Source organism: Caballeronia sp. LZ024 (assembly GCF_031451455.1).
In the GTDB taxonomy this organism is placed as follows: Bacteria; Pseudomonadota; Gammaproteobacteria; order Burkholderiales; family Burkholderiaceae; genus Caballeronia; species Caballeronia telluris.
In genome coordinates, this window is sequence record NZ_JARUXL010000002.1 from 276,293 (window position 1) to 300,366 (window position 24,074).

17 protein-coding genes and 2 pseudogenes are annotated in these 24,074 nt (G+C 59.7%); 3 read left to right on the top strand and 16 right to left on the bottom strand.

What is annotated here, in order from left to right; translation table 11 throughout:
• Positions 1-53 precede the first annotated feature (53 nt).
• Complete coding sequence (locus QCE48_RS16690) at positions 54-1,748, top strand: electron transfer flavoprotein-ubiquinone oxidoreductase (protein ID WP_309788567.1); 1,695 nt, start codon at positions 54-56, stop codon at positions 1,746-1,748.
• 574 nt (positions 1,749-2,322) lie between these two features.
• Here QCE48_RS16690 and QCE48_RS16695 read toward each other — a convergent pair.
• A complete protein-coding gene (locus QCE48_RS16695; RefSeq protein WP_309788569.1) occupies positions 2,323-3,813 on the bottom strand; it encodes an aldehyde dehydrogenase family protein in 1,491 nt (496 codons plus the stop codon).
• 429 nt (positions 3,814-4,242) lie between these two features.
• Positions 4,243-5,052, bottom strand: coding sequence for an enoyl-CoA hydratase/isomerase family protein (locus QCE48_RS16700; protein WP_309788570.1), 810 nt, complete (start codon positions 5,050-5,052; stop codon positions 4,243-4,245).
• 1,534 nt (positions 5,053-6,586) lie between these two features.
• On the opposite strand from QCE48_RS16700, the gene QCE48_RS16705 reads away from it, so the two are divergent.
• Positions 6,587-7,780, top strand: a complete 1,194-nt coding sequence (locus QCE48_RS16705; protein ID WP_309788572.1) for a porin — start codon at positions 6,587-6,589, stop codon at positions 7,778-7,780.
• Between the two features lie 477 nt (positions 7,781-8,257).
• Here QCE48_RS16705 and QCE48_RS16710 read toward each other — a convergent pair whose 3' ends face one another.
• The 5 genes and pseudogenes from QCE48_RS16710 to QCE48_RS31925 all read right to left on the bottom strand — a co-directional run.
• The gene (locus tag QCE48_RS16710) at positions 8,258-9,886 is read right to left on the bottom strand and encodes an MmgE/PrpD family protein (RefSeq protein WP_309788573.1); all 1,629 of its coding nucleotides are present in this window, start codon (positions 9,884-9,886) and stop codon (positions 8,258-8,260) included.
• Positions 9,887-10,171: 285 nt separating this feature from the next.
• Positions 10,172-11,353 (bottom strand): porin, encoded by a 1,182-nt coding sequence (locus tag QCE48_RS16715; RefSeq protein ID WP_309788958.1) that lies wholly within the window; start codon positions 11,351-11,353, stop codon positions 10,172-10,174.
• A gap of 679 nt (positions 11,354-12,032) precedes the next feature.
• Positions 12,033-12,287, bottom strand: coding sequence for a transposase (locus QCE48_RS31915; RefSeq protein ID WP_404983410.1), 255 nt, complete (start codon positions 12,285-12,287; stop codon positions 12,033-12,035).
• Positions 12,220-12,721 (bottom strand): annotated as a pseudogene (locus tag QCE48_RS31920) (transposase). Before QCE48_RS31920 ends, QCE48_RS31915 begins: the two are co-directional and overlap by 68 nt.
• Before the next feature lie 161 nt (positions 12,722-12,882).
• Positions 12,883-12,960: pseudogene (locus tag QCE48_RS31925) on the bottom strand (transposase family protein); the annotation flags it as partial.
• A gap of 71 nt (positions 12,961-13,031) precedes the next feature.
• Here QCE48_RS31925 and QCE48_RS16725 point away from each other — a divergent pair.
• Positions 13,032-13,277, top strand: coding sequence for a hypothetical protein (locus QCE48_RS16725; RefSeq protein WP_309788989.1), 246 nt, complete (start codon positions 13,032-13,034; stop codon positions 13,275-13,277).
• A gap of 33 nt (positions 13,278-13,310) precedes the next feature.
• On the opposite strand, the gene QCE48_RS16730 is transcribed toward QCE48_RS16725, so the two are convergent.
• From QCE48_RS16730 to QCE48_RS16770, 9 genes are all read right to left on the bottom strand, one after another.
• Positions 13,311-14,735, bottom strand: coding sequence for an MmgE/PrpD family protein (locus QCE48_RS16730; protein WP_309788577.1), 1,425 nt, complete (start codon positions 14,733-14,735; stop codon positions 13,311-13,313).
• A 505-nt stretch (positions 14,736-15,240) separates the two neighbouring features.
• Positions 15,241-17,439, bottom strand: a complete 2,199-nt coding sequence (paoC, locus tag QCE48_RS16735; protein ID WP_309788579.1) for an aldehyde oxidoreductase molybdenum-binding subunit PaoC — start codon at positions 17,437-17,439, stop codon at positions 15,241-15,243.
• Positions 17,436-18,392, bottom strand: coding sequence for a xanthine dehydrogenase family protein subunit M (locus QCE48_RS16740; RefSeq protein ID WP_309788580.1), 957 nt, complete (start codon positions 18,390-18,392; stop codon positions 17,436-17,438). The genes paoC and QCE48_RS16740 overlap by 4 nt, the downstream gene beginning before the upstream one ends.
• Positions 18,389-19,042, bottom strand: a complete 654-nt coding sequence (paoA, locus tag QCE48_RS16745; RefSeq protein WP_309788581.1) for an aldehyde dehydrogenase iron-sulfur subunit PaoA — start codon at positions 19,040-19,042, stop codon at positions 18,389-18,391. Before paoA ends, QCE48_RS16740 begins: the two co-directional genes overlap by 4 nt.
• 180 nt (positions 19,043-19,222) lie before the next feature.
• On the bottom strand, positions 19,223-19,651 hold the full coding sequence (locus QCE48_RS16750; protein WP_309788582.1) for a cupin domain-containing protein: 429 nt from the start codon (positions 19,649-19,651) through the stop codon (positions 19,223-19,225).
• 66 nt (positions 19,652-19,717) lie between these two features.
• Positions 19,718-20,569, bottom strand: coding sequence for an aldo/keto reductase (locus QCE48_RS16755; RefSeq protein ID WP_309788583.1), 852 nt, complete (start codon positions 20,567-20,569; stop codon positions 19,718-19,720).
• Positions 20,570-20,611: 42 nt separating this feature from the next.
• Positions 20,612-21,184: a flavodoxin gene (locus QCE48_RS16760; protein ID WP_309788585.1), complete on the bottom strand. Its 573-nt coding sequence runs from the start codon at positions 21,182-21,184 to the stop codon at positions 20,612-20,614.
• A gap of 52 nt (positions 21,185-21,236) precedes the next feature.
• Positions 21,237-22,226: an aldo/keto reductase gene (locus QCE48_RS16765; RefSeq protein WP_309788586.1), complete on the bottom strand. Its 990-nt coding sequence runs from the start codon at positions 22,224-22,226 to the stop codon at positions 21,237-21,239.
• A gap of 273 nt (positions 22,227-22,499) precedes the next feature.
• The gene (locus QCE48_RS16770) at positions 22,500-23,939 is read right to left on the bottom strand and encodes an MFS transporter (protein WP_309788587.1); all 1,440 of its coding nucleotides are present in this window, start codon (positions 23,937-23,939) and stop codon (positions 22,500-22,502) included.
• Positions 23,940-24,074 lie beyond the last annotated feature (135 nt).

Below are 24,074 nucleotides of genomic sequence, written 5' to 3' on the forward strand. Positions count from 1 at the left end.
GGCAAACGTCTGAGCGATGAGCGCCTGAGAGCGAGCTCCAAGGAAGAAAACGAATGAACATGGAAGATCTTTTGGCTCAGTACGGCCCGCGCGAGGCCATGGAATACGACGTGGTGGTCGTCGGTGGCGGCCCCGGCGGGCTCGCCACCGCCATTCGTATCAAGCAACTGGCGGCTGAGAAAGGCGGCGATGTCTCAGTGGTGGTGCTCGAAAAAGGCTCTGAACCCGGCGCTCATATCCTCTCTGGCGCCATCATGGATCCTAAGGCGCTGTCCGAACTCTTCCCCGATTGGAAAGAACGCGGCGCACCGTTGGACCAGCCCGTCACTGAAGATGCCTATGTTTTCCTTGGCGTAACATCGTCCCTGCGCGTGCCGAAGATACTGCTGCCGCCGTTCGCTCAAAACCACGGCAACTACATCATCAGCCTTGGAGCATTGACGAAATGGCTTGCCGGACAGGCCGAATCGCTTGGGGTGGAGATTTTTCCTGGCTTTGCCGCCGCAGAAGTGCTTTACAACGAAGACGGTTCGGTAAAGGGCGTGGCTACGGGTAACGTGGGCATCGGCAAGGAAGGTGAGCCTACTGAGAATTTCCAGCTTGGCATGGAGCTCCATGCCAAATACACCATCTTTGCCGAGGGCGCTCGCGGCCATCTGGGCAGGCAGCTTATTGCGCGCTATCGCCTCGACGCAGGTCGCGATCCGCAAAGCTTCGGAATCGGCATCAAGGAGCTTTGGGAGATCGATTCCACACGCCATAAGCCGGGCCTGGTCATGCACACGGCCGGATGGCCTATGGACAATAAGACGTATGGCGGCGCCTTCCTGTATCACCTGGACGGGAACAAGATTGCCATCGGCTTCGTCACCGGTCTGGGCTACACAAACCCCTACTTGAGCCCGTTCGAGGAATTTCAGCGCTGGAAAACCCACCCCAACATCCGTCACTATTTTGAGAACGACGAGGGCGAGATCACGGCGAAGCGCCTTTCGTACGGCGCGCGCGCCATTAACGCGAGCGGGCTCAATTCTCTGCCCAGGTTCGTGTTCCCGGGCGGCGCGATGGTGGGCTGCGATGCGGGCTTCCTTAACGTAAGCCGTATCAAGGGCAGCCATGCTGCCATCAAGACGGGAATGCTCGCGGGTGAAGCCGCCTATGCAGCCGTGTCGGCGGGCCGCCTGCATGACGAATTACCGGAGTATCCCGCAGCTTTCGAGCAGAGCTGGCTGTACACCGAGCTAAAAAAGGATCGCAACTTTAAGAACTGGTTCAAGTACGGCCTCATGGTCGGTACCTTGATGAACGGCTTTGAGCAAATGGTGTTGCGAGGCCGAATTCCATGGACGCTACACCGCGATAAACCCGACTACGCCTGCCTCAAGCCGGCCAGTGAGTGCAAGCCTGTCGTCTATCCGAAGCCCGACGGCAAGCTTACTTTCGATCGCCTTTCCAGCGTATTCATCAGCAACACGAACCACGACGAAAATCAGCCCGCGCATCTGACCCTCCGAGATGCGTCCGCGCCGATGAGCATCAATCTGGCCAAGTATGCGGGGCTCGAGGCGCGGTACTGCCCGGCGGGCGTCTATGAGTTCTCGGAGGACGATGTCCAGGGCGGCAAGCGGCTTCAGATCAACGCACAGAACTGTGTGCATTGCAAGACCTGCGATATCAAGGACCCGACGCAGAATATCGTCTGGGTCACCCCCGAGGGCGGAGGGGGCCCCAATTACTCGGGCATGTGAGGTTCCTAGGAACGACAGCTTGCAGCGCGTGGCAACGGACGACGAAAGCCGTTTGAGGGCTGAATACATCGCGCTTCTAGGCACAACCGCTCATTCGGTTTTGCGGACGGCGATCGCCGCAAGATTCCCTGACGTGTGCGGGGCTAGGGCAGCGCCGCGTCAAGACGCGATCGGTCATGCGGTCAAGCCGTAAGGCATACTTGTCGAGCTCGGCTTTGGTGGTAGAGAGGTCGCGCGACTGTCCGCACTTGCCGTCGGCCATTGATCCGCAGGATTTCGTTTGCCCGCCGCGGGTGGCACGGTACTATGCGCCGTTCCTAACGAGTCCGCAAAAGCCACGCGGTCGATATGGTCGGAAAATGCGCAGAGCGTCCCCTTAATCGCAAGTGAAAGCTCTGAACACGCTGTCCGGGCACTCCGGGAAGATCGCCGATTCGGCAGGTGCAGGGCCACGATGCATTTCGAACTTTCGAGCGGCTTGAGCACCGTGGTGGTTCTATTGCATGATCGCCAAGTCGGCCGATGCGCACTGCGGATTTCCCTTACCGCAATGGCGGTGCTACGTACGGCGCAGTTACAGACGGACCATGATCGATTTGGTCTGGGTATAGGCTTCGATCGACTCCTGGCCGAACTCGCGCCCCCAACCCGATTGCTTGTAGCCGCCGAAGGCCATGGCCGGATCGGATTCGCCGAAGGTGTTGATCCACAGGCGCCCAGCCTTGAGCGCGCGCACCACCTTGTGGGCCCGCGATACGTCACGTGTCCAAACGGCGGCTGAAAGGCCGTATTCTGTGTCGTTGCCCTGCAGAACAGCGTCCTCTTCGTCTTTGAACGGAATGATGGACAGTACAGGCCCAAAGATCTCTTCCTGCGCAATTCTCATGCCGTTCCGCACGTTGTCAAACACCGTGGGCTCGACGTAATACCCCGCACCACTCCAGGCTCGGCCGCCGAGGCGAAGCGCGGCGCCGCCTTCCTGGCCAGCGCCAATGTAAGACCACACGCGGTCGCGTTGCTTGGCTGAGATCAACGGGCCAAGTTTGGTATCTGCCGCAAACGGGTCTCCCGCTTTCCACGTGGCAGCTATCTCAGACACGCGTTCCGATACCTGATCGTGGATGCTTTCCTGCACGAACAGACGCGTACCGGCCGAGCACACTTGGCCAGAGTTGCCGCAAAAGGTCTTGACGGCGGCCTGCACTGCCCTTTCGATGTCGGCGTCGGCGAACACCACGTTGGGTGCCTTGCCGCCGAGTTCGAGCGTCACCTTCTTGAGGTTTGAAGTTGCGTCACGCACGATCTGCTTGCCGATTGCCGTGGAACCGGTGAATGCGATCTTATCTACGTTCAGATGTTGAGCCAACGCGGCACCGGCCGTGTTGCCGAACCCTGGCAGCACGTTGATGACGCCGGGCGGTAGGTCGGTCTCCTGAATCAGTTCCGCCAGACGGAGGGAGGACAGGCAAGCCTGCTCGGCGGGCTTAAGGATGACTGTATTTCCGCAGCACAGCGCGTTAGCGAACTTGATAGACGCCATCAGCATTGGCACGTTCCACGGAATGATCTGGCCGCACACGCCAAGCGGCTCCCGCAGCGTGTAGATCAACGTGCTGCCGTCCGACGGGAGCGTGGTGCCAAGCACTTTAGAGCACCATCCCGCGTAGTAGCGGAATATGTCCACCGTGGCGGTCACTGCGCCCAGGGAAAACCACAGCGGCATACCATTATCAAGCGACTCGATAGCGGCCAACTCATCGATGTGCTGTTCAATTTTGTCGGCGATTCGAAGCAGTGCGCGCGTGCGGGTGTGAGGCGACAAAGAAGCCCAGGAGGGGGTCTCGAAGGCCTTGCGCGCCGCGATCACCGCAGCATCAACGTCGGCGCTGTCGGCTTCGGCGACGTGGCAGAGCCGTTCTTCAGTTGCCGGGTTCACTGCCTCGAACATCTTGCCTGACGTGGCGGTGACCCACTGCCCGCCGATTAACAAACGTTTTTCGCCGTGTTCGATCCAGGCGAGCGCCTTCCGGCGCGCGGCTTGTGCGGTGTCAGTTGTAGCGGTCATGAAACCTCCGTGTGAAGTACATTGCCCCTGAAGCGAAAGGCTCGAATGGATAGTACTGGGCTGCACGTCGGTACAGCACAGTTTTGACTCGTGAGCTTTGCTCGATATCACTGAACGCTAACCGGCACCGCAAAGGCGCACGTATAGCGGGGCGCTCTCCCAAACGCTGCTTCGGCAGCCATCTGCGAGATGCCGTCTGATGCAACGGTGATCTCGACCATGACATGGTCTGAATGACGCCATCGTTCTCAGATACGCGAAAGACGATGTTTTCGGGTTTTCCATGCGTCGAGTTCGCCGATTCCATAGCCTCCGGCAGCCGCTTACCTATGCGCAGGCGCGGGACTCCGCATTCAATGTCGTTGGGTTCAGATTTTAAATCTGTCTGAAACAAAAATAGCTGCCACTGTAACAATCCGTCGGGCACTTCTACCCCGGCAGTCGGGCCGACGGAAAGTCCGCCTGACGCTTGCTGCGCATCGCCGCCAGCCCTTCTTTCACGTCCTCGCCCAGGAAGCACAACATCTCCAGGGCGAGAGAATTGTCGAAAATCGGACCGGCTATACGCATCCAATTGTTTAGTGATTTCTTAGTCGCGCGAATCGCAGTCTGGCTGCCACGGGCAAGGTTTGCGGCAATCGCCATGGACCTAGGCAGGACCTCTGGACGCGGAGCGCAGAAAGTTACGAGGCCCATGCGCTCTGCTTCCTTCCCATCGACGAAGTCCGCCGTCATGAGATAGTACTTCGCCTTAGCCATACCGCACAGCAGTGGCCATATTATGGCCGCGTGGTCCCCTGCGGATATTCCCAGCCTAGCATGTCCGTCCGTAAGGCGTGCTTCTTCAGCCATCACGCTGACGTCCGACAGAAGTGCCACAGCCAGACCCGCACCCACTGCCGTACCGTTGATAGCGGAAATGATAGGCTTCTCGCAGGCCAGCATGTTGTAGACAATGTCGGAAGCCTCTTTCATCACCCGTAGGGTGGCGTCATGGCTGTTAGACATCTCTTCCACGACGGAAAGGTCACCGCCTGCCGAGAAGGCGCGATCGCCCGCACCGGTGACCACTACCACCTTGACGTTCTCGTCCTCATTTACCAAACCCCATACCTTCGTCAGTTCCCAGTGCATTCGGCCGTTGGTGGCATTCAGGACTTCGGGGCGGTTGAGTGTGACGAGCAATACTCCGTCGGGTTGGTGATTGAACAGAATGTACTGAAAATCTTCGTATCGCATGCGTCTGAACCCGAGGCGGAATTGAACGTTGGTGGCACCTACCTATTGGGCCATTCAATGCGGGCGGAGGCAATGTCCGGGACGCGGATGTTCCGTACTTCGATTGCGATGCAGCGCCCAGTGCGCGCCGCTGTCGTCTTCGAACGCCAAGCCCGGCGGGACCTGCTTTTGCATCGTCGCCCCCTCTTGACCCGACGATACGCACCGAACGCTCACTTCGAGCGATGGGTCGTCAATTAGCTCGACTAGCCGGGGATCGTTCAATGCATGTTCCGACGCATTGCTCCGGAGATAGTAGGTGCGAGGCAAGTTAATCTGTTGCTCACTTTGCATCCATTCACTGATGGAGCAGGACGCCGGCCGCTGACAATCGGTAACGTATCGTTGTCGATCGCGAAACACAAGCGTGGAGTTTTTTCAGGTCGATCTCGATGGTTCAGCTGCCCGGACTTGCGCTGTAGCGCGGCAATCTTGGCTTCGTTACCACTCTTGCCCCAGCGAAATCGCCCTTGAGAACGCCGCGGTCATATTGCGACAACCGCATCCGCGGCAGGTTCGCGAACAGTCCGCAGGTTGGAAGGGTCTCACGGCGCCCAATCTTGCCCGCATGGATGTCCGCGCATACCCGGTGCTGAACTCGCCGCTGTGACGGCGATACGAATGTCTCGGTGACATGTCTCCTTTCGATGAAGGCCCACCAACCGCGTCACTCGCAACTGCCGTCGGGCCCAGCGATCGGGGTTCATTCCAGCCAATTTCAACGTACGGATCAATTTTCAAGCATTGGTTGACGCGGACATGTGGCGCCCGTCAAATGACTGCAAACAATGAAAACGGTTAGGAGACGCACATGAAATGGAAGACAGTGCAACGCGCGCCTGCGATATCGGTCATCGCGCTAAATGCCGCTACTGCCGCATTTGCAGGAACCCGGAATGCGATCAAACTCGGACAGTCCGCGCCGCTGTCGCGCTCGTCCGTGTATCGGATTGGCTGTGGGAGTCAGCGTCCATCTGGCGGACTGCGGCGGGCACAATGCTAAATCGCCTCCGATGCCGCCAATGCCACGGGGAGGCGAGCACATCGTGCACATCGACATGGACAGCGTGTCCAGTTGTCCGGGCACCATTGGCGGCGATGCTCGAATCACAAAGTCGGATGCTGGATAACGGACACTAGTTTCCGGTCTGCAAGCGGTGGGTGGCTCACTGGGTGCATTGACAAAGAGTAGTGCCTCGGCGAGCGGCATTGAGAGTTCGAAAAACATTATCACCGAGCCGTGATCCGGGTGCCGGGCAACGAGTTGAGTCCGCTAGTTCGCTAGCATAGAAAGCGATCTTCGGGCCGTGGTGTACGCGAGAAAGGTTGCCGAAGTCGCCGCATGGATCTCGAACCTCGGGCCGTTGGACGAGGGCGCTAACTAGTGTCGGCAGCGGCCTTCTGCCTAGTGACCACTAGACAGATCCCAGCCAAAGGACCTGCGACTGGCATGTTCGCAAATAAGCTGAAATATAACTGAAAATTAGGAGATCGTATGAGGAAGGAAATCATCGTGGCCGCAGCAGCGTCATTTGTGTCGGTGGCGAGTATCTGTCCGTCGACAGCACATGCCCAGTCCAAGGTAACGCTTTATGGGATTCTTGACGAAGGCCTCGTCTACCAAAGCAATACTGGGGGGGCCACCGGTGGCAAAAGAATTTCGCTAGACTCATTGAGCGGCGAGCAAGGCAGCCGCTGGGGTCTGACAGGAGCCGAGGACCTAGGCGGCGACGCTAAAGCAATTTTTACGCTTGAGTCGGGAATCAACATCAACAACGGTGCTTTTGGGCAGGGAGGGACTGCGTTCGGTCGCCAGGCTTTCGTAGGGCTCAGCAGCAGCCGACTCGGCAGCGTGACGCTTGGTCGCCAGTACGACATGATCGCGTATTTCGTTACGCCATATGTGAGCACGGGCGTCGTAGGCACAGCTGGCTTCGGTCATCCTGGCGATCTTGATAATACTTTCAACTCTATCAGGATGAACAATTCAGTCCGTTACATGAGCCCGAATTTCGGCGGACTTACCTTCGGTGCTGAATATGGTTTCGGCGGCGTTGCCGGAAACTTTACAGCTAACAGTGGTTACTCTTTGGGCACGTCGTATCTTAACGGCCCTCTCATATTAAACGCAGCGTTTACTTATTTCAAAAACCCGACATCCGCAACGCCGGGGTCAGGTTTTTTTACAAACAATCAGAATGGTGTATCGACACTCGCCGGGTCTCTCAATCGAGGATATTCGTCCGCTTCGGCGTACCAAGTTGGGGTGGTCGGACTTGGTTATAACATCGGCCCAATGCTCATTCTTGCCTCTTTCTCTAACATCCAATACGCAAATCTGGGACCGACGTTCCGCAACGGAACTGCGCGGTTTAATAATGCAGAGTTGACAACGCAGTATAAGTACAGCCCCGCGCTTCTCTTCACCGCGACCTACGACTATCTAATTGGAAAAGCCGTGACAATGGCCGACGGTAGGGTGGTGGGCGGTCAGCACTATAATCAGATCAGCGCCGCGGCAGACTATTTTCTCTCGAAAAGAACGGACGTGTACTTGGTGGCCGCTTGGCAAGAAGCGTCGGGCACGTCATCCATTGGGGCTCCAGCTGTAGCAAACTTCACAAATCAAGGGGAGTCGTCGAACGATCATCAATTGTATCTGCGTCTTGGCATTCGGCACAAATTTTGACCCGTCTCGTCTGCTATCCGCGATAACGCTTTAGACAATTCCTACCAAGGATATTGCGGAGACACGCTCCGTCAATCGCACCAACGGCCGCAAATGTCGGCGCTGGTGCCACACATTTATGGACCTTTCGCCTCGTAGCCCACGTGTCAATCTCGGTGCCGGGTGCCGGGTGCCGGGTGCCGGGTGCCGGGTGGTCCGAAGGAGCGTCTGCACCGCAATGAGCTCCGCGTATGGAAGTGTTTCGGGAAGGTGGATGCAGCCGGTGAAGAGATCCGCGACCGTCTCGCAACATCCATAGCCAGCTTGCCTCGGGGTTCCGCTGACCTTCGCGCTCACGGCGGCAACTCGGTTGCATCCGATTCCCAACCGCTAACCCGACCGAGGGTTGACATTGTGCGCTCTGCCATCCGAGTGACTGCGGCCGCGTCTTGGATTGACCTACGCCTAAGAAGGCAGGCCGCTTTTCGCTACCTCAGTTCAGCCCTCCATCGGCCAATCTGACAGCCTTGGCAATTGATCCGCATTCGCTCTGAGCAACGGCCCGAGGACACGAATATCTTGGTGATTCTCCAATCCGAGAATCGTCTCGATAAGCTTTTCAGTCTGTGCTCGCCCGAAAACCGGCATGATGAGACTCCGCGCTTTTCGGACCATCCACTCTCGGGTGTACGGAGACTTCGGCGTCCCCGGCCCGGGCGTTATCGCCTCCTGCAAGAGTTGGGTTCCATCGGACATCGTGATCTTAACCGCCGGTGCAGTCGAATGCTGTTTCCCTGACGAACCGATTATCGACTCTACATCGCCGGCCCTCGGCGCTATCTTGATCATCGAACGCAGCCGCACGACCTCTGGATCTTTTAGTCGCGTGTAGTCATGGATTGACTTGAACGTAAGGCGCCCATCAGCCAGCATCAGTGCGACGGCATGCTGCATGTTAACGTCGGGCGGGCCGCTGTTATCTGTGATTGACCCTGGCGACCAGTAAGACACTTCGATGTCACGGATCTGTTTGGGATCGATCGGCCCGCGCTTGAGCAAATCCCGTAGTGCATCGAGCGGCGCGCTAATCGGCAGCCCAGTCGGCCAGTGCTTGTAGATTGCGTGGGTAACGTAATAGTCCTCGCCGAGCTTGTCGACCAGATGCGCGGGGTTGGCCGTTTCGCGATAAGCCGAAAAGAAACTTACGTCGCCGGACATAATGTCATTCACGCCGTCGAATCCGGACAGCACCAGCAGCGCTGACGTGACGCCACTGCGTGCCCCCATTCCGCCGTTCATGAAACCCTTCTCGATGTGCCGAGGATCGCGACGGAAGTCGTCGATGCCCGAACATTGCTGGGCGGTGTAGGCGAGCGCCCACCGCGTCTTTTCCGCATTCAATCCCGCGGCGCAGATTGCCGCCGCGGCAGCGCCCCACGTGCCGCCCATGCTATTGGTCGGCGCGCGAAAGTCCATCTTGACGCCTGTCGCTTTCATGACCCGCGAGCCGATGTCATACCCGACAGCTATCGCTCGCAGGAAGTGCACGCCGGAAATTCCGAACTTTTCGCCAAGCGCGAGGGCGGAGGGGATCACGTTGCAGCCAGGATGCCACGGACCGACGAGAACGTCATCCGTCTCATCCGAATGGCCCATCGTACCGTTCGCAAGCGCGGCGGTAACCGGGTCGCATTTGATTTGGCTGCCGATTACCGTCGATATGGATGCGCCGCCGCTCTCGCGTGCGAAACGGATCGCCGCGCGGCCGCCCGGCAACTGAGCGCCGGACACCATCGCGGCGAAGCCGTCCAGCAGCGCCCACTTTGCGCCTTCCATCACGTCCGGTGGCAGCGGTCGAACGTGCGCCAGACTAATGTAAGAGCTGAGGCGCGTCATAACTTCGCTCACAGGCATTTCGGCCGCGCTCTTCTCGTTCGGCGATGCCGACGACGTGGCTGCCGAAGCGGTCTGCGCGTCGACTTGCGCGATCGCATCTGTCGCAACCGCGAGCGGTATCGCCGCGGCGGCCATGATTTTGCAGATACCATTTAAGGCATTGCGACGGCCGATGTTCATGCATGCCGACGCGGGGCGTTGCGGCCATTCTTGTTGGAACTGTTTTGTCATGAAACCTCTCCAGTCTTTGGGCGGTGAGATGGTGCCTTCGAGTGCGAAGCCCGCTGTACCACGATCGTCTTCCGAGCCAAAAACCGGCCATTTTGTTTGACTTCGAAGTGGTTCCAAAACGTTCGTCGCGCCGTGGAACTAGGCAAGGCTAGGTCGGCCCCTTAAAGAAGGGGCCGTATTCAGTCGGGATAGCGGCTGCGAACGCGTTGCCGTTGAATTTCGGTGCTTCCAAGTATCGGAATTCATAGACACGCATCGACGATCGAAAGCCTGCGCGTCAGTCCGTCAGAACTTGTGGCGGATGGCGACTCGAACGGCGGTCTGGTGATTCGAGGTCGAAGGGGTCAACTGGTTGATCGAAGCGACCGCCTCTCTTCCGGTGGAATCATTTCCGCTCGCCTTCTGATAAGTTGCAATCAGGTAGACATCCGTGCGTTTTGACAGGAAGTAATCGGCGCCCACAGAACCTTGGTTGTACTTCGCGCCGCCTGAACCGTCAGCGCCATTGTTCTTCGTGTAGACGTATGCCGCACCTGCAAGAAGGGCGGGCGTGATCTGGTACCTAAAGTTGAGTTCAATGTTATTGAATGTCGCGGTCCCGCTGATTCCGCCTGCGGGAACTGGCCCAGAGCTCGTGTCGCCGAGGTTTCTGAATTGGGTGTTCGAGTAGGTAGCGCCGATCGTCGCGGGCCCAAATGTGTATGCGGCGCCGGTTCCGATTACCTGCAGCGACCGCGCGGAAGCGTAGCCTGACACGACAGGAGACGCGCCAATATTCGAGCCGGGCACGCCACCTGTTACCGGCGCAACGGTTCCACCGGCGCCATAGAACGACGTATTGGGATTTCGAACATTGAGATAGCCGACGCCGGCGACAAACGGCCCGTTTGTATAACCGGCGCCGAGAGACCAGATCTGATTGCGTCCCACGCTGCCCGGTACTCCGCCCAATGCATAGACACCACCGAACGTAACGCCAGCGAGATTGGGGCTGGTGTACTTGATCGCATTATTAGTGCGGTAGGTATTGTTGAAGTTATCGTTGTCCGAAGGGTGGGCGACAATATAGCCGCCCCACTGGTCGCCCGCTTCGAGCGGCCCGACATAATCGACGACCGAGTCGTATTGCCGACCGAAAGTAGCGGTCCCATATGCACTGGACAAACCGACATATGCCTGCCTGCCAAATTCCAACCCGCCCTGACCGAGTCTTCCGGTATTCACATCGAATCCATTTTCCAAAACAAAGAGCGCCCCGAGTCCTCCACCCAGATCTTCCTTCCCGCGCAGTCCCCAGCGACTACCTTGAAGCACACCGCTTGTCAGATTGTAAAGTCTCTCGCCGCCGGCGTTGCTATTGTAGTTTAGGCCCTCATCGATGATGCCATAGAGCGTGACGCTGTTTTGGCCATATGCGAACCCGCTAGCAGCCCCAAGGAGTGCCCATAGCGCAAACGACTTTCTCATTTGAGAATCTCCGATCAGTGGTTGTGTAGATTTCGTAAATTGCAAACGGAACGAAAGCAAGATGACATTGCGGCGGGCCATTCCGAGGCTCCGCACAATGAATAGAAACTAACGCATGTCCTGAACACTAGAAGCGATTCCAGATCGCTATCCACAGCCATCCCGCGGAGTCGCTGACTATGCGACTCACGGCATAGAGTGAGTCGACCGCTCTCAGTCGGAGTCGGGAGCCAGCGGACCTCTTGCCCGGAAGCCGCGCTAGAACGATGAAGAGCAACGTCGATATTTTGCGATTCAGGCCACGCCTAAGTAGATGCCGACGCGGTGCTGGCTATCTTGTATCGAATAGCCAATCGGGAGATGATTTAGCGTCGTTAAAAAACATGAGTCGTCTCCGTCTTTTATGTTGTGCGTTCATTTGACAGCGAAGTTGATAATGTCGCAAAGGACTGTTTCGAGATGTTCCGTACTTCGACGGCATAGTCGACAAAGGAACTAGGCCGCGTCGGGTTACCTTTCTCACGCCCGACGGATCCATCTAAAATCGATTACGGTGAATCGCCTAACGATTGTTCCAAAGCGATAGGCCGTAGCAACGGGCGTCGAGCGCTCCCGGTACGATCGGGAAAGATCGGCGATTAGCAGTCCTTTTGGCTATAACGTCGTTTTGGGTTTCGTCTTAGTAGAGGCAGCTCAAAAAAGCGGCTATTCCAAGTTGGAGTGGGTAATGCGGCTTACGAGGCATGGGGGTGAAGGCCGAGAAGTCGAGCTTTCCGGCGATGAGGAACAGCACGGTTCGCGTGGTTTCGAAGCTGGCGTATGCCCGGGCCTTGCGCTTGGCAGCTTGAAACAGGCCGTTGATGGAGTCAATGAAGCCGTTGGTCTGGCGCGTCTGGGCCCAGGCGACGATGCTGTCGAAATGACGACGGATCATGCGTGCGACGTCCTTCATAGGTTCGACCTTGGAACGCATGACGCCGGTGCACTACCGGCGCAGCATTTTTAGTGAGCACATGGATCTTCTTGCGATCGGGAATCTCGCGCAGCTTCTCGCGGTACATGCAGGAACGGGCGGTGCGGTTCGTGGTGTACTGGCTAATCAGCGCCTCGAGATCGGTCAGTTGCGCGAGGTTGAGCTCCTCAACATCCTTGAGCAACGACCAGCGCATGCCCTTCAGTGCGGGATCGGTCTTCTGCTGTTCGCGGCGCACACAATCGAGCGCTTTGGACGCGTGCGCCACCACATGAAATTTGTCGAACGTGGCGCGCGCATCGGGCAGATGCTTGTCCACGCCCCTGATGAAGGCGGGCGACATGTCGATGCTGATCGATGCCCGGCGTGACGAAGACCACGCGCCTGCCGTCCATGTCGGCGACCAGCGAGACATAGTCGTGGCCACGTCGGCACGAAGTTTCGTCAATGGCCACGCGGTGACTTCGGACAAGTCAGTCGCGGACGCGGCCAGGTCCACGTAACGATCACAGATGACCTTCACACGATACCACGACAGGTTCACCAGACGGGCTACCGCGGCAAATGTCATTTCCCGGCACAGCGTCAGCACGAGCGCTTCAAACAGCAGCGTAAAGCCATCCAGCTTGCCCATCCAGTTGGGTTTTGCCAACCGCACCGCGCCGTCCGGCAAGCGCGCGGCACCCGGACCTCGGGATAGCGTTCGTGCTGAAAGAAGTTCAGGTGCCGCCGCCGCTTGATAGTGTCGTGCACCGGGTGCGCGCCGGCGACGCCGGGGTAGGCGAAGCGGCTGCCGGCAACAAAGTCCAAGAAAAGCGGCTCGGACGGCATCGACGTCGCAAACGAGGGGACAGTATGTTGCTGTCGGGGGTGATCACGACGCTGATGGCTTACTGCTATGTAGATGCATTCCAACTCTGGAAACAAGTACAGAGTTCGTCGCCAAACTAACGGCTCTTCTGCACATGGAATTCGGTGTCTGTTTCAGTGTCGTCCGAGGAGGCTCATGACGGCTCCGAAGTCTTCGACTTGCTCCAGGTGCAGAACGCTATCCACGACCTGGTCCATGGTCGCAGACGGGAGGATGCCGTCAACGAAGGTGCGGAATTTTCCCACTAGTTCCTCCGTCGTCATATAGGTCTGTGGGTCGACTGAGAGCATGCCTTTGGGAAACTGCTTTTCACCGGCGAAGACTTCGCCGCGGGCCCGAATCTCGACGCGCGATGGTCGGCTCGTGATGTCTGCTGAGATGGACTGGAAATAGGCCGGGTGCGTCTCCAGCTTTACCTTTTGCATCAAGGCCATGACTGAGGGGTCAAAGACCAGCGCAGGTTCCTGCCACTGCCGGCCCGGCGTAATACGATGTGCGGCCACGGCCAGGCCGTGCGCAAAGCAGAACTGCGCATCATGTTGCTCAAGGATTTCGCGGCTCGTGAAGCAGGGCAGCTCGTAGGCCCAGCCCTCGCCGTACGAAGTGATGCTCTCGATCTCCTGCACCTTGATGTCGTGTTGTGTCACAAGGCCGATAAGCAGATCCAGCGGCGCGTGCATCACGCGGCAGTGCGGGTATGGCTTGAACATTTGGAAAGTTGGAAAGCGCCAATCTTCGCCAAGGCCAGCGGTTAGGAGGTCGGGTGACCAGCGCGCGGTGCCAACGAAGCGCGGATACCCGCACTCTTCGTCATCGAGCATAAGCAAGTCGCCACGGTGGCCCACATCACCCATGTCCGCCGCCGTCAAGGCCGCATTAGTCAATGCGCCGGCCATCTGATATTTGATGGTCGCCGTGGGCGCGTGCATGAACCAGGCTCGCTGCGAGTTGACCGGCGCCGTAGCGGCGGCAATTCCGAGCGCGTTGGCCAGCTGCTGGGCCCCAAGCCCCTTGAGCTTTGCGGCCGACGCGGTCGCGCCGAACACGGTACTGCTATACCCTACCACCGAAGCATTCGCTGACTTGCCGTCCTTAGTATCGCGGTATCCGCTCATCGCCGCACCCAGGCGATAGGACATCTCATGCGACACGGCGACGGCGGCGATCAAGTCCTTGCCAGAGCGCCGCTGCGTTTCGGCGGCGGCGAAGGCACCGGGCAGAACATAGGGGCTTACATGGCCGGGCAGCAAGACGGAGTCGGCGTCCAGGGCGTTGATCAACTCGCCGTTGGCAAAAGCCGCGCCGTGCGGCGTGGATTTCTCCCTCGCGCCTATGATGGTTGCGCTGCCGGCGGTGCCGCCCAGCCGACGCCCGACCTCCACGCCCATGCGTCCCTTCGGGTGGTCCACCCCAGCCAGTGCACAGCCTATAGAGTCGAGTACGTCTCGCTTACATTCTTCTATCACGTTTGCAGGCAGGCCGTCGATCTGCGTGTGCACTGCGAATTCCGCAAGCTTCTCAATGATGGTCTTGCTCATAGGGCGTTCTTTCCTTTTCCAGTTTGCTGCGAACAGGACCTTTAACGTGGGCTGCAAGGCCATGGTTCGGACATCGGTGAGGCCTTCAATATCGTCGCGCCGGATTCGTCTCCGCCAGCGAACATCGCCTTGCCCGTCGACGCGATCGCCAAGGCGGCCCGCGACTCGCCTAGGCGCGGCATGATTGGCGCGCGGACTCAGCGGCGAGGGTTCAAGAATAAGTGCTGCCGGCCGCACCCGAGCGCCGCACTGAGGTATGGGATGAGATTGGCAGCCGGTGACGTATTAATCAATACAGACGAGCATGGCGTTCCGTACTTCGGTCGACGATGCGTCGGCCGGACGGGGTGCCAGATTGCGCGCCAGCTACCGGCACTCCAACTGGGGGGAAGTGGCCAGTCGTCCGTCTGCGATCCTGCTTCTCGAGTGAAAATCTCCAACAACGGCAGCAAGAAGCAATTCATAGGGGGACATGGTGTTCCTACTGTGTTGTTTTAACGCGTAGTCAGACTGCCTTAGGCATATGCGCGATCAGCTTATCGAGCGTAATTGGATAATCGCGCACACGCACGCCGGTAGCGTTGTAGATCGCGTTTGCGATCGCCGCTGCCACGCCGCACAGTCCGAGTTCGCCGACGCCTTTCGCTTTCATGGGCGATGACACCGGATCGGTCTCATCGAGGAAGATCACGTCCTGGCTGGGGATGTCCGCGTGCACGGGCACCTCGTAGCCGGCGAGATCGTGATTGACGAAATAGCCGATGCGCTTGTCCACCGCAAGTTCCTCCATGAGCGCCGCACCGACGCCCATCGTCATCGCGCCGATCACCTGACTGCGGGCCGATTTAGGATTCAGAATCCGGCCAGCTGCGCACACGGCGAGCATGCGGCGTATGCGGACCTCGCACGTGGCGGCGTCGACGCCCACTTCGACGAAGTGCGCACCGAACGTCGACTGCTGATACTTCGTTGTCAGGTCGCCGAATTCGACGAAGTCTTCCACGACGATGCCCGCATCGCCCGCTGCGTCGCCGAGCGATACCACTCGCTCACCGGAGCGGACGGCGCCGTTCTCGAAGCGCGCGCTCGCCGGATCGAACCCCGCGTTGCGCGTGAGCGCCTCGCGCGCCTTGACGCACGCCGCGTAGACGCCCGAGGTCGAACAGTTTGCGCCCCATTGGCCGCCGGACCCTGAGGAGACTGGGAAACTCGAATCGCCGAGCTTAACCAGGACGCGCTCGAGCGGCACGCCCATCATTTCGGCTGCGGTCTGCGCGATGATCGTATAGCTGCCGGTGCCGATATCCGTCATGTCCGTCTCGACGGTGACCATGCCCGCGCGGTCCACGCGCACGCGCGCGCCGGACTTCGTGACCTGATTGTTGCGGAACGCCGCCGCGACGCCCATGCCGACGAGCCATTGTCCGTCGCGCATCGTACCGGGACGCGCGTTGCGCGCCGACCAGCCGAACTTGTCCGCGCCCGTGCCAAGACATTGCACGAGCCGGCGCTCCGAGAACGGGCGCTGCGGTTTCTCTGGATCGACCTGCGTGTCGTTGATGATGCGCAATTGCACCGGATCGATGCCGAGTTTCTCGGCCATCTCGTCCATTGCGATTTCCAGCGCCATCAGCCCCGGCGCTTCGCCCGGCGCGCGCATCGCGTTGCCTTCGGGCAGGTCGAGCACGGCGAGTCGCAGCGCCGTCATGCGATTTGCGCCCGCATACAAAAGGCGCGTTTGCTGGACCGCGTTTTCGGGCTTGCCGCCCGCCAGATCGCCCGACCAGCTTTCGTGTCCGATGGCGTCGATTTTGCCGTCAGACGTCGCGCCGATGCGAATGCGCTGAATGGTCGCCGGCCGATGCGTCGTGTTGTTGAACATTAGGGGTCGCGTGAGCGCGACCTTAACGGGTCTGCGTGCGGCGCGCGCGCCGAGCGCGGCGAGAATGGCATCGGCGCGCACGAACAGCTTTCCGCCGAAGCCACCGCCGATATACGGCGAGATGAGACGAACCTTATCCTTCGGCATGTCCAAGGTCGATGCGACATCGCTTCGGCTCCAGTCGATCATCTGGTTGGATGTCCAGAGCGTCAGCTCATCGCCTTGCCACATGGCCATGGACGCATGCGGCTCCATCATCGCGTGCGCCTGATCCGGCGTCGTGTAGGTCGCATCGAGACGGACGGGCGCCGCGGCAAACGCACCTTCGAAGTCGCCGACGCTGGAGCTGGGCACACCGGTTTTGGGCGACGTCGCTGTCGCGCGTGCGCTTTCCAGATCGAAATGACCGCTCTCGCTTACATAGCGCACATGCACGAGGCGCGCCGCCGCACGCGCCTGCTCAAAGGTTTCGGCCACCACCAGCGCCACCGCCTGATGATAGTGCTGCACCGTCGGCCCCGCGAGCAGCCGTGCCGTGTTGTATTTGCCCTTGCCGAGTTCGCTCACCGTGTCCGCCGTAACGACGGTGATGACGCCGGGCGCACGCAGCGCATCGGAGACACGGATTGAGTGGATACGGCCCTTGGCGATAGCCGATCCGATCACATAGCCGTAAGCCTGATTCGGGATCGAACGATGCCATTCGTACGCGTAGGGCGCGGTGCCCGTCGTCTTGCCCGGACCTTCGACGCGATCGACGGGCTGCCCGACGATCTTCAGTTGATCGACGGGATTGGTCGTTGCCGGGGTATCGAACTTCATGCTTGTCCCTTCGCTTGTGCGAGTACCGCGCCGAGCGTCCGCTCAGCGAGCGCGAGCTTGAATGCGTTCTGGTCGGTAGGCTGTGCGTCTGCGAAGAGGCGATCGGCGACGGCCTTCGCGCCCATGGGGAGGGCGCTTTCGGCGGCTCCTACGCGCCACGGCTTGTGCGCGACGCCGCCCATCGCCACGCGTCCGCTGCCATCCGGCTGGACGATGGCGGCCACCGACACAAGCGCGAACGCATACGACGCACGGTCGCGCACCTTGCGATAGATCTGCACGCCGCCCATAGGCTTGGGCAACGTGACTGACGTGATCAGTTCGCCACGTTCCAATGCGGTTTCTACCTGCGGTGTGTTGCCCGGCAGGCGATGAAAATCTGCAATCGGAATGACGCGCGATGTGCCCTCGGCGCGCACGGTCGCGACCGAAGCATCGAGCGCGCGCATCGCGACGGCCATGTCGCTCGGATGCGTAGCGATGCAGGCGTCGCTCACGCCGATCACGGCATGCTGCCGGCTGATGCCGCCGATGGCCGAGCAGCCGCTGCCCGGCACACGCTTGTTGCAAGCCTGATTCGTATCGTAGAAGTAGGGGCAGCGCGTGCGTTGCAGCAAGTTGCCCGCGGTCGTCGCCATGTTGCGCAGTTGTCCCGACGCGCCCGCGACGAGCGCGCGAGAGAGCACGCCGTAGTCGCGCCGCACGCGCGCGTCCGCTGCGAGGTCGGTGTTGCGCACAAGTGCGCCGATGCGCAGTGCGCCGTCGGGCAACGTGTCAATCTTGTCGAGACCGAGTCCGTTGACATCGATGAGATGCGTCGGCGACTCGATGTCGAGCTTCATCAGATCGAGCAGATTGGTGCCGCCCGCGATGAACTTCGCGCCCGGGGTGCGTAGCGCGGCCGCGGCGGCTTGCGCGGGCGACGTGGCGCGCTCGAAGGAAAAGGCGTTCATGCGCGGCTCCCGGCCACTTCGGCAATCGCGACAGCAATGTTCGAATACGCTCCGCAGCGGCAGATGTTGCCGCTCATGCGCTCGCGCAATTCGGCGGGCGTGGCGCGAGGATGCACCGTCAGATCGGCGGTGACGTGGCTCGGGACGCCTTGTTTAATTTCGTCGAGCACAGCGACGGCCGAGCAGATCTGGCCGGGCGTGCAATATCCGCACTGGTAACCGTCGTGTTTCACAAATGCGGCCTGCATCGGATGCAGATTCGCTGGCGTGCCGAGTCCTTCGATTGTCGTGACCGACGCGCCCTGTTGCATGACCGCAAGCGTTAGACAGGAATTGATGCGTCGTCCGTTGACGATGACCGTGCACGCGCCGCATTGACCATGGTCGCAGCCTTTCTTCGTGCCGGTGAATTGCAGATGCTCGCGCAGAAGGTCGAGGAGCGTCGTACGGGTATCGACTTCGAGATGCTCGAGCTTGCCGTTCACTTCTATCGATAGCGCGGTTAGCACGGGTGCACGAACTTCCGATTCGCTTCGCGCGCTCGTGCTTTCCTGTGCACCGGCGCCGGGAGAAAGCAGTGTGGTGGCTGAAGCCGCACTCAGCTTCAATACGGCGCGTCGTGAGAGTTTCAAGTCGACAAAGTCTTCCATCGGTTCGGGCCTTTCTGTAGTCGTTTGCTGACAGCAGCATGACGGCTCCCGGGCGGCAAATCGAGCCGTACCAACTCAGTAATGTGAAAGCTTCACACCGAAGCGTCTTCGCTGCACAGGTAGATACAGGATTTATATCGATCGTGCGGGGGCGTCGTAATTGCTCTCAGTGGATATCGATTAATCGGTGACCAGCGGTCCAGCCAGATATTGCTCGTCGGTCACCGGCTCCATCCATTCGACATTCTTGCCATCGAGCAATTCAGTAAGCGCGAGATGCGACATTGCCGTGGCCGCAGCGGCTCCGTGCCAGTGCCGCTTGCCGCACGAACACGAGACGATGTCGCCGGGCCGAATCTCCGTTCGCGGGCCGCCTTCGCATTGGGTCCAGCCGACGCCATTGAGTACGACCAAGGTCTGCCCGAGCGGGTGCGTATGCCAGTTGGTGCGTGCGCCCGGTTCGAACGTCACGATGCCGCCGCCGAGGCGAGCCGGTTCTTCCGCCTGGAAGAGGCTGTCGATACGGACCGAGCCAGTGAACCAGTTCTCAGGGCCCTTGATGGACGGCTTCGCGCCGTTGCGGACGATGATCTGAGCTTGTTTGGACAACGTTTTGATCCTTTCGGTTTAGGCTTGGGACGGCATTATGTGACGCCCGCGGGACGGAATGGCGGGTCAAAGGCCGAGCTTTCGTTCGCTCATCCATTTCACTATTTTCGGATCGCGATGTGAGAAAAAGCTGCTTGTCCCGGTCTCCAGCGATGCGATTGCCTGCACGTCCTCATCGGACAGCTCGAAGTCGAAGACGGCCAGATTTTCCAGCATCCGCTCTTTTCTCACTGACTTTGCAAGGGTAACGATACTCCGCTGAACCAGCCATCGCAGCACGACCTGGCCGACCGTCTTGCCGTGGCGCTGCGCGATCGCCACCAACAGCTCGTTCTCGAAGAGGTTGTTCCGTCCTTCGGCGAAGGGCGCCCAAGCCTCTGGCTGTACGCCGAGTCCGCTCATAAAATCGACGCTTTCCGGCTGCTGATGAAAAGGATTGACCTCGATCTGATTGACGGCCGGTGTCACCTCGTTGAACGCCGCGATGTCCATGAGGCGATCCGGCTGAAAGTTGCTGAGTCCAATCGCACGCAGTTTGCCAGCGCGATACGCTTCCTCCATCGCGCGCCACGCGCCGTGCACGTCCGAAAACGGTTGATGGATCAGGAACAGGTCGAGATAGTCCAATCCCATACGCTTGAGCGACTTGTCGATGGCTATCTGAGCTCGTTCGTAGCCAGCGTCTTCTACCCACAATTTGCTGGTGACGAAAAGCTGGTCGCGGGGTACGCCGCAACGCTTGAGACCACGCCCGGTCGCTTCCTCATTCTTGTAGGACGCGGCAGTATCGATGAGGCGATAACCTGCCTGCACCGCGTCCACGACGCAGCGTTCGCATTCCGCCTCGTCGGCGATCTGGAAGACGCCATAGCCGAGTATCGGCATCTTGATTCCGTTGTTTAGTGTCACGTCTTGCATGGTTGATCCTTTGTATTGAGTTGATGGCGGCATGAGGTGTGCTCAGGACGTGTCGGATACCTTGGTGAGGCCGGTTTCGTTGAGCCACTCGTTGACGAAATTCATCGTCCTCCGTTCCTGATCCGCCTCCATCACGAATGGACTGCGCAGCTTTGTCTGCGGCGCATGGCTGGCGAGTACCGACTGACTGTTCCCCGGTCCATAGCCCCCGTGGGTGACGAAGGGGATCAGCGTCTTGCCAGACAGATCGTGCGATGACAGAAAGGCCCGAATGACTGGCGGCGTGGTCTCTCCCCAGATAGGGAAGCCCAGGAACACCGTGTCGTAGTCCCTCATGTTGGGCAACTTGGCCTCCAGCGCGCGCTCACGACCACTGTCGCGCTCTTGCTTCGCCTCTTCGACCGTCGCCAGATAATCCTCGGGATAAGGGGCTGCCGGCCGGACTTCGAACAAATCGGTGTGGAGCGAGCGTTGGATCAGGCCAGCTACCACTCGCGTGTTGCCAGAGCGGGAAAAATAGACCACAAGGGTTCGCGACCCGACTTGTCTCAGCTCGCCGCCCGAGCCTGACGTTGCTGCGATGCCAGTGAGGGGAAGCGTTGCTAGTGCTGTCATGAGCGTTCGGCGAAATCGGTCCGCAGGCGATGACATCGTGCCTCCTGCTGACCTACCGTCCCACGCGCGCCTGCAACTCGGCAGGGTAGCGGTCGCCCTGAATCTCGACCTGCTCCAGAACGTTGGCGAGCGTGCGCATGTCGTCACTGGACAGTTCCACCGATGTGGCGCCGAGGTTCTCTTCGAGCCGGTGCAGTTTGGTAGTACCGGGGATCGGCACGATCCAGGGTTTTTGCGCCAGCAGCCATGCAAGCGCGATCTGCGCAGGCGTCACGCCCTTGTCCGCGGCAATCTGGCCGAGCAGGTCCACCAGCGTCTGGTTTGCTTGCAGCGCTTCCTGCGAAAATCGCGGCACCTTGCTGCGGAAATCATCGCTGCCGAAGGTCGCGCCTTGCTTGATAGCTCCTGTCAGGAAGCCCTTGCCCAGTGGGCTGAACGGCACGAATCCAATGCCAAGCTCTTCGAGCGTCGGCATGATTTCCGTCTCGGGCTCGCGCCACCACATCGAATATTCGCTCTGCAGGGCCGTCACCGGCTGTACCGCGTGTGCACGGCGGATGGTTTGCGCGCCCGCTTCGGACAGTCCGAAATGCTTGACCTTGCCTTCGGCGATCAGATCCCTGACCGTACCGGCCACATCCTCGATCGGCACCGCGGGGTCGACGCGGTGCTGATACAGCAGATCGATCACGTCCGTACGCAGGCGCTTGAGGGAGCCTTCGACAGCCCAACGAATGGGCTCTGGCCGGCTGTTAAGAATCTGCTGCTTGTTATCGCCGCCGAAGGTGAAGCCGAACTTAGTGGCGATGACTACTTGGTCGCGCACCGGGGCGAGCGCCTCGCCGACTACTTCCTCGTTGAGATAGGGGCCGTAGACCTCGGCGGTATCGAAGAAGGTCACGCCGCGGTCCGCCGCAGCGCGGATCAGCGACACGGCCTGCCGGGTGTCCGTGGCCGGGCCGTAGCCATGACTCAAGCCCATGCAGCCGAGGCCGACGGCGGATACTTCGAGCTGGCTATTGCCGAGTTTGCGTGTCTTCATGATGTCCTCCAATAGGCAACTTTAGACCCAAACGATTGACGACACTAGATGGCACAATCGGAAAGGGTTTATAAGCGGAGCGGATAAATGTCGATCGGGCTACGAGGAACTCGCGGTCTTTTCGGTCGTCGCATCGAGAGCGCAGCTTTACCCGTGCGGCGGCCAGGCTCGGCATGTTCCAGCCGGGTCCGTGCACGGGCGACGCGGCAACTGGAGGAACGGCTGCCTTCTGGCCGGTGATAACGTTGGGACAGGAGGAGGAACGATTGGGTCTCATTTCGCTGGCCCCGTAACAACCTCCGCACTATGTGGATCTACGCTTTTGCGGTTAGCCGGCAGAATGAAGACCGCGGTCAACACGAGAGCCAACACGTTCATCATGGCGGCTGCGACGAACACCGCGCTTACCTGATTGCTCATTTCCACCGCGCTGGTCAGCTGAGGGTCGGCACTGGCGGCAAATACCACGATCAAAATGCTGAGGCCGATGGAGCCGCCCAGTTGGTGTGCAACGTTGACGAGCCCCGAGGCTGCCCCCTGGTCGCCGGCTTCCACGCCGCGCACACCAGAGGTGGTCAGCGGAGCCATGGCGCCGCCATTGCCGATGCCGATCAGGACCATTGGCAGCGCGAGTTGCCAGACAGAGGCCTGCGCGCCCGCGGTTGCCAGCCAGAGCAGTCCGACGCTGATAACCAGCAAAGACCCCATGAGCATCGATACCCCGCCGAACATACGCGTGACCCGGGGAACAGTCGTTGCGGCGACGAACTGGACCAACGTCATGGGCAGGAAGCCTAGCCCGGCCTGCAGCGCCGAGTAGCCCAGCACCCGCTGCATGTATTGCGTGCCAAAGAAGAAGAACGAAACGATCGAGCCAACGTAAAGCATGCGTGCCAGGTAGGCGGCGGAACGCTCGCGGCTTCGCAGCAGACGCAACGGAAGGACCGGTACGTCGACCCGACCCTCATGCCAAAGGAAAAAGCCGAGGACCACAACCGAGAGCGCCAGCGTTGCCAGCGTGACCCGGTTCAGCCATCCCGCTCCGGCGGCGTTGACCAGGCCATACACCAACAGCCCCACGCCCACGGTCGAGGCGATGGCCCCAGTCACGTCGAACTTGCCCACGGTAGGTACGTTGTCGGGTATGTAGCGCGCGACGGCGAACAGGAGTCCGATACCAATCGGGATGTTCACGAGGAAGCCGATACGCCAGGACAGCAGGCCGGCGAAAATGCCACCTAGCACCAAGCCAAGGCTCGCACCAGCCCCAGCGACGATCGAATACCAGGCCAGCGCCCGGGTGCGCTCGGTGCCTTCGGCAAAAGTGGTCGAAATGATGGCAAGCACACTCGGCGCGAGGATCGATGCACCAAACCCCTGGACCGCTCGCGCCGCGATCAGTTCGTAGGGCGATTGGGCGATGCCGATCATCAGAGAAGCCACCGTGAACAGGACGACGCCCACCTGCAAAATCCTGCGGCGACCGAAGGTGTCACCAAGCCGGGCGGACAGCAGAAGAAATCCCCCGAAGCAAAGTAGGTAGGCGTTTTGCACCCATGTCTGCATCACCGGACTCATGTTCATTGTCTTGCCTATTTCCGGCATGCCGGTGTAGACGATGGACAGGTCCAGCAGGATCATCAGATAGGCGATCAGCACGACGCCAAGAATAGTGTTTGGGCTCGTCGGTCGCACGGGATGGTGGAATTTCATCAGGTCACAACGATGTGGGCAGGTTTACTTCCTCGGGGTGCCATAACTAAACCTGACAGCCGAGCTCAATGGCGGACACTTCGAGTTGACTATTGCCGAGTTGGTGTCTTCATGATGCCCTCCAGTAAAGGCAAC